Raw genomic sequence first — 13121 nt, 5'->3', positions numbered from 1 at the left:
AGGACATTCTGACGTCGGTTAAGCTGATCAGCATGACCGCGAACCTGGCCATCGACCTGGACCGGTCCAGTCCCGTGCCGCTCTATTTCCAGGTGGCCGAGCAGATCGCGGAGGCGATCCGCCGCGGCGACCTGGCCCCCGGCTCGCGGCTGGACAACGAGATCCTGCTGGCCGACAAGCTGGGCCTGTCGCGGCCCACGATCCGGCAGGCGATCCAGTACCTGGTGGACAAGGGCCTGCTGGTGCGCAAGCGCGGTGTCGGCACCCAGGTGGTGCACGGCCAGGTCAAGCGCTCGGTCGAGCTGACGAGCCTCTACGACGACCTGCGCAGGGCGGGTCAGGAGCCGGCCACGCAGGTGCTGGCGCTGGAGTCGCGGCCGGTGGAGGAGGAGATCGCGCCGATCCTGGGCGTGCAGCCTGGCGCGCAGATCCTCTACCTGGAGCGGGTGCGGTTCGCGGCCGGTGAGCCGCTGGCCGTCCTGCACAACTGGCTGCCGCAGGGGCTGGCCCCGCTCACGCCGGCCGACCTGGAGGGGCGCGGCCTGTACGAGCTGCTGCGCGGCGCGGGGGTGCGGATGCGGGTCGCCAACCAGCGCATCGGCGCCAGGGCGGCCACCCAGGCCGAGGCCCGGCTGCTGGAGGAGCGCCGCGGGGCGCCGCTGCTGACGATGGTCCGCACCACCTACGACGACCAGGGCCGCGCCGTCGAGCACGGCTCGCACGTCTACCGCGCCTCCCACTACTCCCTGGAGGTCACGCTCATCGAGCGCTGACTGGCAGTGATTCGGCCTGCCGATGGCATGAAGCGGCTCGCCGGGGGCAGTGGGGACCGTCGCCGCGGTCAGGCGGGAGGTGCGAGGAGGCACCGGATGGGTTCGGCGGATCGGATCGGCCCGGCGGCGATGGGCGGGCCGTCACGGGCGTTCCCTGCAATGGTCCTGATCGTCTCCGGGCTGGTGATGCTCGCCGGCGGCGGGTGGGCGGAGCTCGCGCCGCGCTCGTTCGCCGCCTTCACCGGCTTCGCGTACCACCCGCACTTCGTGCACGACGCCGGGGCGTTCAGCATCGGGATCGGGGTGACGCTGCTCCTCGCCGCCGTCTGGGCCGACGTGGTGGCCGTCGTGCTGGCCGGGTTCCTGGCCGGCAACAGCCTGCACGCCGTCAACCACGCGATCGATCTCGAAGCCGGCGGGCACGGCTGGGATCCGTGGGTCCTGGGGATGGGTTCGCTGGTGGTGCTCGCCGCGTTGCTGGTGCGGATGCGCGGGCTCGGCTGGGTGGCCGGCGAGGTCGCCACGACCGTCACGAGCGCGGCGCTGGCGCCGTTCGTCCGCCAGAAGACGATCCTGCTGACCAGCTTCCGGCGTGACGGCAGGCCGGTCGGTGCGCCGGTCAGCGTGGTGGTCGACGGGGACCGCGCGTACGTGCGCAGCCCCGGCGAGGGCGGCAAGATCAAGCGGATCCGCAACAACCCCGTGGTGGAGATCGCCCCGTGCACCGGGTCGGGCAGGGCGACGGGCCCGGCGGTGCGCATGTCGGCCCGGCTGCTCGACGGCGCCGAGTTCCGGCACGCCGGGCGGCTGCTCGCCCGCAAGTACCCGATGCTGCACGGCGTGCTCGTGCCCCTGGCGCACCGCCTGGGCCGCGCGAGGTTCGGCCGGACGGCCCACCTCGCGCTGACCCCGCTCGGCGACCGGCCCCCTACCGGGGAACCGCCGGCGCACCCAGGGACGGAGTCGCGGACGGCCCGCTGACTCCGCCGGATCGTCGGCACGCCGGAGGTGACCGGCCAGGCCCGGTGGGACCGCGCCGGGGGTTCACGGGGCGCCGGCGCTCAGCAGGCTCTCGGCGTCGGCCCTGGAGGCGATGCGGACGAACGTCAGATGCGCGTTCACCGGATCGACGGCTGCGCGGTGGTAGCGGTCCCGGTAGGTCGCGTGCTTGGTCCACGCCCAATGGAGGATCGACTCGTTCCTGTCGAGCAGGAAGCGGAACGACTCCTTGTTACCGTTCCACAGCTCGGCCCCCGTGGCCATCCGGCGCAGTGTCCTGGCGGCGAGCTGGCGCATCACCGTACGCCTGGGCAGGTCGAACCAGACCACGGTGTCGGCCCGCCGCCACACCAGGTCGCGTACGGCGGAGTAGTTGCCGTCCACCACCCACCCGCCGCCGGAGGTGAACGCGTCGACCTCGGCGCGGAACTCCTGCTCCGGCCGCGGCGTCCAGTCCCGCATGTGGAAGATGGAGTCCAGTTCGAGCCACGGCACGCCGAGGCGCGCCGCCAGACCGGCCGCCAGCGTGGACTTTCCCGAGCCGCTGTTGCCCACCACGGATACGCGTCGCACCGCGCCACTGTAGCCGTCCGCGCTTCCCTGTCCCAGATTCCGGACGGGTTACTTTCTCTTTTCGTCACCCCCGCAACCCTTGGCAACACACCTCCCAGACACCTATCGTTCAGTGCAATGCCACACATTACTGGGAAGGTTCATGACGTCTAAGCAGGTCAAGCCGCTGTCCGGTGCCGTACGCACGTCCGCCGGGGCCGTACGGCCGCTCCCGGGCGTGCGGATCACCGGTGGTCTGCTGCACCACTGGCAGCGCCGGAACGGCACGGCCACGATCCCGCACACCATCGAGCAGCTCCGCGCGGCGGGCAACGTCGCCAACCTGGGCCGCCTCCTGGAGCAGGACCCGGCGCCGTACCGCGGCCGCTACCCGTTCCTGGACACCGACCTGTACAAGACCCTGGAAGGGCTGGCCTACGAGCTGGGCGACGGCCGCGCGGGGGAGCCCGTACGGGAGTTCTTCGAGGAGGTCGTCGGCCTCCTGGAGCGGGTCCAGGCCGAGGACGGCTACCTCAACTCCTTCTTCCAGGACCCGGCCGCCACGAAGAAGCCGTGGGAGGACCTGTCCTGGGGGCACGAGCTGTACAACCTGGGTCACCTCGTCCAGGCCGCCGTGGCCGCGGCGCGCCGGATGGGCGACGATCGGCTGCTGCGGGTGGCGCGGCGGTTCGCGGACCTGGTCGTGGAGCGGTTCGCGGACGAGGGGGTGTGCGGCCATCCCGAGGTGGAGATGGCGCTGGTCGAGCTGTTCAGGGAGACCGGGCGGCGTGCCTATCTCGACCTGGCCGCCGCGTTCGTGGACCGGCGCGGCTCCGGGCAGCTCAAGCACAGCATCTTCGCCAGCGACTACTTCCAGGACCACCTGCCCTTCCGCGAGCTGCCGTCGGTGACGGGGCACGCGGTGCGGATGGCGTACCTGGCGGCCGGCGCGGCCGACGTGCACCTGGAGACCGGCGACCGGTCGCTGTTCGAGGCGCTGGAGCGGCTCTGGGACGACATGGTGGCGACCAAGCTGTACGTCACCGGCGGCCTCGGCAGCCGCCACTCCGACGAGGCGATCGGCGACCGGTACGAGCTGCCGTCCGAGCGCGCCTACAGCGAGACCTGCGCGGCCATCGCGGTCATGCAGTGGGCCTGGCGGATGTTCCTGGCCACGGGCGGCGCCACGTACCTCGACGTGTTCGAGCGCGTGCTCTACAACGCCTACGCCGTGGGCCTGTCGGCGGACGGCCGGGCGTTCTTCTACGACAACCCGCTGCAGCGCCGTCCCGACCACGAGCAGCGCAGCGGCGCGGAGGCCGGCGGCGAGCCGCTGCGCCGCGCCTGGTTCACCTGCCCGTGCTGCCCGCCGAACATCGTGCGCTGGATGGCCCAGCTCGCCGACTACGTGGCGGCCGAGCGGGACGGCGCGCTGCTGGTCGCCGCCTACGCCGAGGGCCGGATCGAGGGCACGGAGCTGGACCTGGCGGTGGAGACCGCCTACCCGTGGGACGGCGACGTGCGGCTCACGGTCGAGCGGGCGCCGGACGGGCCGTACGGGCTGCTCCTGCGCATCCCGGCCTGGTCCCGCGGCGCGACGCTCACGATCAACGGCGAGCCGCTGGTGGCAGAGCCGGTGGACGGCTGGCTGCGCGTCGAGCGCCGGTGGAAGGCCGGCGACGAGGTACGGCTCACGCTGCCGATGCCGGTCAGGGCGCACGGCTCGCACCCCCACCTCGACGCCACCAGGGGCACGGTCAGCCTGGCCCGCGGCCCGCTCGTCTACTGCGTGGAGCAACAGGACAGCCCGGACGCCGCCGTGGACGACCTGGTGATCGGCGTACCCGACATTGTCAACGCGAACATCGGCCGGCGGGACGAGGCCGTGGTGCTGACCCTCACCGCCACCGCCGCTCCCCCGCCCTCCGCCGAGCTCTACCCGGAGCTCCCGCTGGAGCAGGCGCTCCCGGAGACGACGGTCACGGCGACCTTCGTCCCCTACTTCCTCTGGGGCAACCGCGGCCCCGAAGCCATGCGGGTCTGGGTCAGGACCCCCGACGCAACCTACGGAAAGAAGGCGAAATGAGGAGATCGGCGGCGCTCACGAGCGTCACGATGACCGCCGTGCTGGCACTGTCGGCGTGCGGCGGTGGCGGCGGCACGGCCCCAGGCCCGGGCACCGGCACCGGCGCGGCCGGCTCATCGGCGGCCCCCGCGACGGGCGGCACGGTACGCGTCCTGGCCATCTCGGACTTCTCCCACCTGGACCCGGTACGCGGCTTCGACGGCGGCGTGAACAACTTCTACCGGCTCATCTACCGGGGGCTGACGACGTTCGGCGCCGGCCCGGGGGCCGAGGGCACGAAGATCGTGCCGGACCTCGCGACCGACACGGGCACGCCGTCCAGCGACGCCAAGACGTGGACGTTCACGCTGAAGGACAACCTCTTCTTCGAGGACGGCACGCCGATCACCAGCGAGGCGGTCAAGTTCGGCTTCTCGCGGGCCTTCGACCCGGAGGCGGGCATCGGCTCGCCGTACGGCAAGCTGCTGCTCGACGCGCCGAAGGACTACAAGGGGCCGTACCTGTCGGGCGACCTGGACACGATCGAGACGCCGGACGACAAGACGGTCGTCATCCACCTCAAGAAGCCGTACGCCGACTTCCCGAGCGCGCTGGCGCTGGCGAACTTCACCCCGTTCCCCAAGGGCACCGGGGCGGGCGCGGCGTTCGACACCAAGCCGATCGCGAGCGGGCCGTACAAGGTCGCGAGCTACCAGCGCAACGCGTCGCTGAAGCTGGTGCGCAACCCGCAGTGGAAGCAGGAGACCGACCAGGTGCGCACGGCCAAGCCGGACGCGTTCGAGTGGACGTTCGGCCTGGACGCGGCCACGATCGACGAGCGCCTGCTGGCCGGGCAAGGCACCGACGCCGACGCGCTCGGCCCGAGCATCCAGGCGGCGACCGTGGCGCGGGTGCAGACGCCGCAGATCAAGGCGCGCACGCTGTCCGGGCTCAACGGCTGCACGACCTACATGGGCCTGAACACCACCAAGAAGCCCCTGAACGACGTGCGCGTGCGCCAGGCGATCAACTACGCGATCGACAAGGACACCATCGTGGCGGCGATGGGCGGGTCGCTGCTGGCGCAGAAGGGCACCTCGATCCAGCCGCCCACGGTCGCCGGCCGGGTGGACTACGACCCGTACCCGCACAACGTCGAGCAGGCCAAGAAGCTGCTGGCCGAGGCGGGCCTGTCGGGCGGGTTCTCGCTGACCCTGGACGGCAGGGCGCAGCCGAAGATGGCGGCGGTCTCGGTCGCCGTCCAGGAGGCGCTGAAGCAGGTGGGCATCGACGTCAAGATCAACAACATCGACGCCTCGACGTACTACGAGGTCATCGGCACCCCGGCCAAGCAGAGCGACATGGCCGTGACCGGCTGGTGCCCCGACTGGGCGTCCGGCGCGACGTTCCTGCCGCCGCTGTTCGACGGCCGCAACATCACCGCCAAGGGCAACTCCAACCTCGCCCAGCTCAACGACAAGGCGATCAACGCCAAGATCGACGAGATCGCCGCGATGACCGACGTCGAGCAGGCCAACGCGGCCTACGGCGAGCTGGACAAGCAGATCATGGAGCTGGCGCCGGTCGTGCCGCTGGCCTACGAGAAGCTGATCCTGGTCAACGGCGCGAACATCGCGGGCGCCTACCAGTCCAACTCCTACTCCGGCGGCGTCGACCTGGTCACCGTCGGGCTGGCGAAGCCGACGAAGTAGATGACGGTCGCAGCGCATCCAGAGCAGGTGGCGGGCGGCGCGCCCGCCACCTCGGGCCGGCGCGTTCTCCGCGTGCTGCTGCGTGATCGGGGCGCCGTGGTCAGCGGCGCCTACCTCGCGCTGATCGTGCTGATGGCGATCGGCGCGCCGCTGATCAGCGCGATCACCGGGCACGGCCCCAACGACTTCGACACGGCCGCGGTCAACACCGACCTGGGCGGGGTGCCCTACGGTTCGCTCGGCGGCATCAGCGCCGAGCACCTGCTGGGCGTCGAGCCGCAGAACGGCCGCGACATCCTGGCCCGCATCGCGTACGGGGCCCGGGTCTCCCTGATCATCGCGGTCTCCGCCACGGCGCTCACCACGCTGCTCGGCGTGGTGCTGGGCATGCTGGCCGGGTTCTACCAGGGCTGGGTGGACCAGGTGATCTGCCGGGTCATGGACTTCCTGATGGCGTTCCCCGCGCTCATCTTCATGATCGCGATCCTGTCCGCGCTGCCGCAGGGCAACCGGCCGGTGCTGCTGGTCGTGGTGATCAGCGTGTTCGGCTGGCCGTACCTGGCCCGGGTGGTGCGCGGGCAGACGCTCACGCTGGTGAACCGGGAGTTCGTGGAGGCCGCGCGGGCCTCGGGCGCCTCGACGGGGCAGCTCGTGTTCAAGGAGATCCTGCCGAACCTGCGCAGCTCCCTGATCGTGATGACCACCCTGGCCGTGCCCGGCTACGTCGGCACGGAGGCGGGGCTGTCGTTCCTGGGGGTCGGCGTCACGCCGCCCACCCCGTCGTGGGGTCAGATGATCTCCAGTTCGGTCGGCTGGTACGTCGTCGACCCGATGTACTTCGTCATTCCCGGCGCGTTCCTGTTCCTCACGGTGCTGTCGCTGACGGTGCTGGGCGACAGGATCCGGGCCGCCTTCGACGCGGGGGACGCCTCATGATGGCGCGCTACGTGATCGGACGCCTGGCCGGCGTCGTGGTGATCCTCTTCCTGGTGTGCCTGTTCACGTTCGTGCTGTTCTTCACCCTGCAGCCGGACCCGGCGGTGATGATCTGCGGGAAGACGTGCACGCCGGAGCGCATCGACCAGATCCGCGACGTGCTGGGGCTCAACCAGCCGTTCCTGACGCAGTTCCTCGGCTTCCTCGGCGGCATCTTCGCCGGCCGCGACTACGGCGAGGGCGCGAACCTCGTGCACTGCGCCGCGCCGTGCCTGGGCTACAGCTTCCAGACCAACCAGTCCGTGATGGACATGGTGGTGGAGCGGCTGCCGGTCAGCGCCACGGTCGCGATCGGCGCGGCCGTGCTGTGGCTGCTCGTCGGGATCGCCGCGGGGCTGCTCAGCGCGGTCAAGGAGGGCACCTGGTGGGACCGCACCGCGATGGGGCTGGCGCTCGGCGGCTCCAGCATCCCCAACTACGTGCTGGCGCTGGCCCTGCAGTACGTGCTCGTCGTGCAGCTCCAGGTGCTGCCGTTCCCGCAGGCCGTGGCGTTCTCCGACGACCCGGTGGTGTGGTTCCAGTCGTACCTGATGCCGTGGATCGTGCTCGCCACCGGCTACGCCTGCCTGTACGCCCGGCTCACCCGCGCCAACGTGATCGACACCCTGGCGGAGAACTTCATGCGCACCGCCAGGTCGAAGGGCCTCAGCCCGGCGCTGACCATGCGCAGGCACGCGCTGCGCCCGGCGCTGACGCCGATCGCGACGATCTTCGGCATGGACTTCGCCGCGCTGCTCGGCGGCGCGCTGATCACCGAGACCGTGTTCGGGCTGAACGGCGTCGGCAAGATGGCCGCCGACTCGATCGCCAAGAACGACCAGCCGGTCATCATGGCGGTCACGCTGCTGGCGGCGTTCTTCGTGGTGATCGGCAACGTGCTGGTGGACCTCGTCTACACGAGGCTGGACCCGAGAGTGAGGATCACGACCCCATGAGCGAACTGCTTGTCGTGGAGGACCTCACCGTCACCTTCCCGACCACGCGCGGGCCGGTCGACGTGGTCAAGGGCGTGTCGTTCACGGTCGGCAGGGACGAGACGGTCGGCATCGTCGGCGAGTCCGGCTCCGGCAAGTCGATGACCAGCCTGGCGATCATGGGCCTGCTGCCCAAGGGCGCGCGGACCAGCGGCAGCATCCGGCTGGACGGCGCCGAGCTGCTCGGCCGTTCCGACCGGGAGCTGCGGAAGCTGCGCGGCGACCGGATGTCGATGGTCTTCCAGGATCCGCTGTCGTCGCTGAACCCGTACTACACCGTGGGCCTGCAGATCGAGGAGATGTACCGGGCGCACCGCGGCGGCTCCAGGAAGGCCGCGCGCCAGGTCGCCGTGGAGGCGCTCGGGCGCGTCGGCCTGCCCGAGCCCGAGCGGCGCGTGAACTACTACCCGCACCAGTTCTCCGGCGGCCAGCGGCAGCGCGTCATGATCGCGATGGCGCTGGTGTGCGAGCCGGCGCTGCTGATCGCCGACGAGCCCACGACCGCGCTGGACGTGACCGTCCAGGCCCAGATCCTGCGCCTGCTGGCCGCGTTGCAGCGGGAGAGCGGCACCGGCCTGGTGTTCATCACCCACGACCTGGCCGTGATCAGCTCGATCGCGACCCGCGTCCTGGTGATGCGGCGCGGCGAGCAGGTCGAGTACGGCACCGCCGAGCAGGTCTTCGCCGAGCCGGAGCACGACTACACCCGGATGTTGCTGGACAGCATCCCGCGCATCGACGATGAGGTGGTCCTATGACGTTGCTGCGTGCCGAGGGCCTGACCAAGCGGTTCGTCTCGCGCGGCCCGCTGGGCGCCAGGGCCGAGTTCACCGCGGTGGACCAGGTCGGCTTCGAGGTACGGCTGGGCGAGACGCTGGCCGTCGTCGGCGAGTCGGGCAGCGGCAAGTCCACCACCGCCCGTATGATCGCCAAGCTGATGGACCCGAGCGGGGGCACGCTGGAGTTCGAGGGCGAGGACGTCACGCACGCCAGAGGCGCGGCACTGGCCCGCTTCCGCGCGAACGTGCAGGTCGTCTTCCAGGACCCGTTCTCCTCGCTGAACCCCCGCCACACGGTGGAGCGCATCCTCATGGCGCCGCTGGTCTACCAGGGCCTCGCCCCCAAGGGCAGCCGCCGCGAGCACGCCAAGGAGCTGATGGAGCGGGTCGGGCTCAACCCGGACCACTCGCTGCGCTACCCCGCGCAGTTCTCCGGCGGGCAGGCGCAGCGCATCGGCATCGCCCGCGCGCTGGCCGTCAACCCCAAGCTGGTGATCTGCGACGAGGCCGTGTCGGCGCTGGACGTGTCGGTGCAGGCGCAGGTGATCGAGCTGCTGCGGCGGCTGCAGCGCGAGAGCGGCTTCAGCTACGTGTTCATCGCCCACGACCTGGCCGTGGTGCGGCAGATCGCGCACCGGGTGGCGGTCATGAGCAAGGGCCGGATCGTCGAGCTCGGGCCCGCCGAGCAGGTCTTCCGCGATCCGCAGGACGAGTACACGCGCACGCTGCTGGCGGCCGTCCCCCGGATCGACCCGGAGTGGGACCGCCGCAGGAGGGAGAGGTCTTGATCACCGCGACGTACACCATCCCCGGGATGCGGGTGCGCGACCACGTCGAACGGGTGCCCCTGGACTGGGCCGACCCGGAGGCGACCATCACGGTGTTCGCCCGCGAGCTGGTGGACCCGGCCCGCGACGGCGAGGACCTGCCCTGCCTGCTCTACCTTCAGGGCGGGCCCGGCGGCAAGGGGCCCCGCCCGGTCGGCACCTCGGGCTGGCTGGGGCGGGCGCTGGAGTCGTACCGGGTGATCCTGCTCGACCAGCGGGGCACGGGCCGCAGCTCGCGCATCGACGGCCGGGTGATGAGCGCGCTCGGCGCGCGGGAGGGCGCCGACTACCTGGCGCGCTTCCGCGCCGACTCGATCGTCGCCGACGCGGAGCACCTGCGCAGGACGGTGTTCGGCGGGCGGCGCTGGTCGACGCTGGGGCAGAGCTACGGGGGTTTCCTGACGCTCACGTACCTGTCGAACGCGCCCGAGGGGCTCAGCGCCTGCTACGTGGCGGGCGGCCTGCCGTCGCTCGACCCGGACGCCGCCGAGGTCTACCGGCGCACGTACCCGCGGGTGGCGGCCAAGAACGCCGAGTTCTACCGCCGCTACCCGCACCACGCCGAGACGACGGCGCGGCTGGCCGACCGGCTGGCCGAGGGCGGCGTGCTGCTGCCCGACGGTGACACGCTGACCGTTCGGCGGCTGCAGTCGCTGGGCATCGACTTCGGCATGAAGCCCGGCTACGAGCGCATGCACTGGCTGCTGGACGAATCGGACGGGCTGCCGGAGACGTTCCTGCACCAGGTGCTGGCCCGCTCCTCCTACGCCGACAACCCGCTGTTCGCCGCGCTGCAGGAGAGCATCTACGGGCACGGGGCCGGCGCGACCGCGTGGGCGGCCCAGCGCGAGCGCGCCTGCCACCCCGCCTTCGCCGAGGACGCCAGGCCGCTGCTGTTCACCGGGGAGATGATCTATCCCTGGATGTTCCAGGAGATCCGCGCGCTGCGCCCCTTCCGCGGCGCCGTCGAGCTGCTCGCCGAGCGGGACGACTGGCCGCCGCTGTACGACGTGGACCGGCTGGCCGCCAACGACGTGCCGGTGGCCGCCGCCGTCTACTTCGACGACATGTACGTCGACTCGGGCCTGCAACTGGACACCGCCTCCCGGGTGGGCAACACGCAGGCCTGGGTCACCAACGAGTACGAGCACGACGGCATCGGCGAGGAACGCGTCTTCGCCCGCCTGACGCAGCTCGTCCGCGAGCTAGGAGGAGGACTCACCGATGGGTGACGGCAAGCTGCCCAAACTGGTCGACATCCCCGCGTTCACCCAGTACATCGCCCAGGGCTGGGACTCCCCCGCCCGCACGCCGGACGTGGTCCCCGGCGCGGCCGAGGCCGCCGCCGCCCACCGGGCCAGGCTCGCCGCGGCGCTGCCCGGCCGGACCGTCGTGGTGAAGGCCGGCCACGCGCCGGTCCGCAGCAACGACACCGCCTACGACTTCCGCGTGGACAGCGACTTCTACTGGCTGACCGGCTGCGCGGTGGAGCACGCGGTGGCCATCGTCCGTGACGGCGCGGCCACCCTGTACCTGCCGCCGCCCGCCCGCCCCGGCGAGACCGGCTTCTTCGCCGACGCCGCCTACGGCGAGCTGTGGGTCGGCCCGTCCCCGTCGCTCGCCGAGTGGTCGGCCGCGCTCGGCGTCGAGGTGCTGCCGCTGGCCGACTTCACCGATCCCGGCGTGCCCGCCGACGACGTCGGCCGGGTGCTCGCCGAGCTGCGCATGATCAAGGACGAGTGGGAGGCCGGGCAGCTGCGCGAGGCCGTGGACCGCACGGTCGAGGGCTTCGCCGCCGTGCTCGCCGAGGTGCCCGCCGCGGTGGCCGGCGGGGGCGAGCGGTGGCTGCAGGGCACGTTCGACCGGTACGCCAGGACGTACGGCAACGGCCCCGGCTACGCCTCCATCGTCGGCAGCGGCCCGCACGCCCCCACCCTGCACTGGGTGCGCTGCGACGGCCCCGTCCTGGAGGGCGAGGCGCTGCTGCTCGACCTGGGCGTGGAGACGCGCTCCCACTACACCGCCGACGTCACCCGCACCTTCCCCGTCGGCGGCGCGTTCAGCCCGGCCCAGCGGCAGGTGCACGACCTGGTGGAACGGGCGCACCGGGCCGGGCTCGCGCAGGTGGCGCCCGGCCGCCCGTTCACCGCCTTCCACCACGCGGCCATGGAGGTCATCGCGCGTGGCCTGCATGACTGGGGGCTGCTGCCGGTGTCGGTGGACGAGGCCCTGTCGGACACCGGCCAGCACCACCGCCGCTACCTGATCTGCGGCATCGGCCACCATCTGGGCCTGGACGTGCACGACTGCGCGCGCTCGCGTCCCGAGGCGTACCACGGGGCGGCCATGGCGCCGGGCATGGTGCTGACCGTCGAGCCCGGGCTGTACTTCCACGCGCACGACCGCACGGTGCCGCCGGAGCTGCGCGGCATCGGCGTGCGCATCGAGGACGACCTGCTCGTGACGGCGGACGGCGCGGAGAACCTGTCCGCCGCGCTGCCCATCGACGCGAGCGGGCTGGAGAACTGGACCAAGGAGAAGAACGTATGACCGCCCCTGTGTGGCACGGCGTGCACGTCGCGACCGCCCTCCCCTTCGGCGACGACCTGTCCGTCGACTACGACGCCTACGCCGAGCACGTGCGTTTCCTGGCCGAGGGCGGCTGCCACGGCGTGTGCCCCAACGGCTCGCTCGGCGAGTACCAGACGCTGACCGACGAGGAACGCGCCCGCGTGGTGCGCACCGCCGTCGAGGCCGCGCCCGACGGCTTCCACGTCATGCCGGGCGTGGCCGCGTACGGGTCCGCCGAGTCGCGGCGCTGGGCCGAGCAGGCGGCCGAGGCGGGGGCCTCGTCGGTGCTGCTGCTCCCGCCGAACGCCTACCGCGCCGACCGCCGCGCCGTCGTCGCCCACTACCGCGAGGTGGCCAGGGCGGGGCTGCCGGTGGTGGCCTACAACAACCCGATCGACACCAAGGTGGACCTGACGCCCCCGCTGCTGGCGGAGCTGCACCAGGAGGGGCTGATCGTCGGGGTGAAGGAGTTCACCGGGGACGTGCGCAGGGCGTACGAGATCGCCGAGCTGGCGCCCGGGCTGGACGTGCTGGTCGGGTCGGACGACGTGCTGCTGGAGCTGGGCATCGCCGGCGCGGTCGGCTGGATCGCCGGCTACCCGAACATGATTCCCCGCGCCACCGTGGAGCTCTACCACCTGGCGGTGGCGGGCGACGTGGCCAAGGCCCTGCCCATCTACCGGGACCTGCACCCGCTGCTGCGGTGGGACTCCAAGACCGAGTTCGTGCAGTCGATCAAGCTGTCGATGGACCTGGCCGGGCGCAGGGGCGGCCCCTGCCGGCCGCCGCGCCTGGCCCTCGCGCCCGAGGTCGCGGCCCGGATCACCCGCGACACGGAGGCGGTGCTCGCCAAGGGCTACCGCTGACCGCCGG

12 protein-coding genes are annotated in these 13121 nt (G+C 71.9%); 11 read left to right on the top strand and 1 reads right to left on the bottom strand.

The window, feature by feature from the left end; translation table 11 throughout:
- Positions 1-32 precede the first annotated feature (32 nt).
- Both HD593_RS19970 and HD593_RS19965 read left to right on the top strand, forming a co-directional pair.
- A complete protein-coding gene (locus tag HD593_RS19970) occupies positions 33-773 on the top strand; it encodes a GntR family transcriptional regulator (protein ID WP_185103582.1) in 741 nt (246 codons plus the stop codon).
- Positions 774-869: 96 nt separating this feature from the next.
- Positions 870-1754 carry a PPOX class F420-dependent oxidoreductase gene (locus HD593_RS19965; RefSeq protein WP_221524841.1) on the top strand — a complete coding sequence of 295 codons (885 nt, stop codon included), beginning with the start codon at positions 870-872 and terminating at the stop codon, positions 1752-1754.
- Positions 1755-1817: 63 nt separating this feature from the next.
- Here the strand turns inward: HD593_RS19965 and HD593_RS19960 are convergent, their stop codons facing one another.
- On the bottom strand, positions 1818-2345 hold the full coding sequence (locus HD593_RS19960) for a P-loop NTPase family protein (RefSeq protein WP_221524840.1): 528 nt from the start codon (positions 2343-2345) through the stop codon (positions 1818-1820).
- A 142-nt stretch (positions 2346-2487) separates the two neighbouring features.
- Here HD593_RS19960 and HD593_RS19955 point away from each other — a divergent pair, with 142 nt between their 5' ends.
- The 9 genes from HD593_RS19955 to HD593_RS19915 are packed head-to-tail and all read left to right on the top strand — an operon-like array spanning position 2488 to position 13114.
- Positions 2488-4410, top strand: a complete 1923-nt coding sequence (locus HD593_RS19955) for a glycoside hydrolase family 127 protein (RefSeq protein ID WP_185103581.1) — start codon at positions 2488-2490, stop codon at positions 4408-4410.
- Positions 4407-6101: an ABC transporter substrate-binding protein gene (locus HD593_RS19950; RefSeq protein WP_185103579.1), complete on the top strand. Its 1695-nt coding sequence runs from the start codon at positions 4407-4409 to the stop codon at positions 6099-6101. The genes HD593_RS19955 and HD593_RS19950 overlap by 4 nt, the downstream gene beginning before the upstream one ends.
- Entirely contained in the window at positions 6102-7037 is a 936-nt protein-coding gene (locus HD593_RS19945) for an ABC transporter permease (protein ID WP_185103577.1), read from the top strand. It begins immediately after the preceding gene.
- A complete protein-coding gene (locus HD593_RS19940) occupies positions 7034-8032 on the top strand; it encodes an ABC transporter permease (RefSeq protein ID WP_246546656.1) in 999 nt (332 codons plus the stop codon). The genes HD593_RS19945 and HD593_RS19940 overlap by 4 nt, the downstream gene beginning before the upstream one ends.
- Positions 8029-8829, top strand: a complete 801-nt coding sequence (locus HD593_RS64395) for an ABC transporter ATP-binding protein (RefSeq protein ID WP_185103576.1) — start codon at positions 8029-8031, stop codon at positions 8827-8829. Before HD593_RS19940 ends, HD593_RS64395 begins: the two co-directional genes overlap by 4 nt.
- Complete coding sequence (locus HD593_RS64390; protein ID WP_185103575.1) at positions 8826-9638, top strand: ATP-binding cassette domain-containing protein; 813 nt, start codon at positions 8826-8828, stop codon at positions 9636-9638. Before HD593_RS64395 ends, HD593_RS64390 begins: the two co-directional genes overlap by 4 nt.
- A complete protein-coding gene (locus tag HD593_RS19925) occupies positions 9635-10909 on the top strand; it encodes an alpha/beta fold hydrolase (protein ID WP_246546655.1) in 1275 nt (424 codons plus the stop codon). Before HD593_RS64390 ends, HD593_RS19925 begins: the two co-directional genes overlap by 4 nt.
- Positions 10902-12227 carry an aminopeptidase P family protein gene (locus HD593_RS19920; RefSeq protein ID WP_185103574.1) on the top strand — a complete coding sequence of 442 codons (1326 nt, stop codon included), beginning with the start codon at positions 10902-10904 and terminating at the stop codon, positions 12225-12227. The genes HD593_RS19925 and HD593_RS19920 overlap by 8 nt, the downstream gene beginning before the upstream one ends.
- On the top strand, positions 12224-13114 hold the full coding sequence (locus HD593_RS19915) for a dihydrodipicolinate synthase family protein (RefSeq protein ID WP_185103573.1): 891 nt from the start codon (positions 12224-12226) through the stop codon (positions 13112-13114). The genes HD593_RS19920 and HD593_RS19915 overlap by 4 nt, the downstream gene beginning before the upstream one ends.
- Positions 13115-13121 lie beyond the last annotated feature (7 nt).

Origin of the sequence: Nonomuraea rubra, from assembly GCF_014207985.1 — a bacterium.
Taxonomy (GTDB): domain Bacteria; phylum Actinomycetota; class Actinomycetes; order Streptosporangiales; family Streptosporangiaceae; genus Nonomuraea; species Nonomuraea rubra.
Note: the sequence above shows the minus strand (reverse complement) of the source record. Positions and strands in the feature narration are given on the sequence as shown.

Coding starts and splice junctions, on each gene's coding strand:
- HD593_RS64390 (WP_185103575.1), top strand. CDS start 8,826: ATGACGTTGCTGCGTGCCGAGGGCCTGACCAAGCGGTTCGTCTCGCGC.
- HD593_RS19940 (WP_246546656.1), top strand. CDS start 7,034: ATGATGGCGCGCTACGTGATCGGACGCCTGGCCGGCGTCGTGGTGATC.
- HD593_RS64395 (WP_185103576.1), top strand. CDS start 8,029: ATGAGCGAACTGCTTGTCGTGGAGGACCTCACCGTCACCTTCCCGACC.
- HD593_RS19945 (WP_185103577.1), top strand. CDS start 6,102: ATGACGGTCGCAGCGCATCCAGAGCAGGTGGCGGGCGGCGCGCCCGCC.
- HD593_RS19915 (WP_185103573.1), top strand. CDS start 12,224: ATGACCGCCCCTGTGTGGCACGGCGTGCACGTCGCGACCGCCCTCCCC.
- HD593_RS19950 (WP_185103579.1), top strand. CDS start 4,407: ATGAGGAGATCGGCGGCGCTCACGAGCGTCACGATGACCGCCGTGCTG.
- HD593_RS19955 (WP_185103581.1), top strand. CDS start 2,488: ATGACGTCTAAGCAGGTCAAGCCGCTGTCCGGTGCCGTACGCACGTCC.
- HD593_RS19965 (WP_221524841.1), top strand. CDS start 870: ATGGGTTCGGCGGATCGGATCGGCCCGGCGGCGATGGGCGGGCCGTCA.
- HD593_RS19920 (WP_185103574.1), top strand. CDS start 10,902: ATGGGTGACGGCAAGCTGCCCAAACTGGTCGACATCCCCGCGTTCACC.
- HD593_RS19970 (WP_185103582.1), top strand. CDS start 33: ATGACCGCGAACCTGGCCATCGACCTGGACCGGTCCAGTCCCGTGCCG.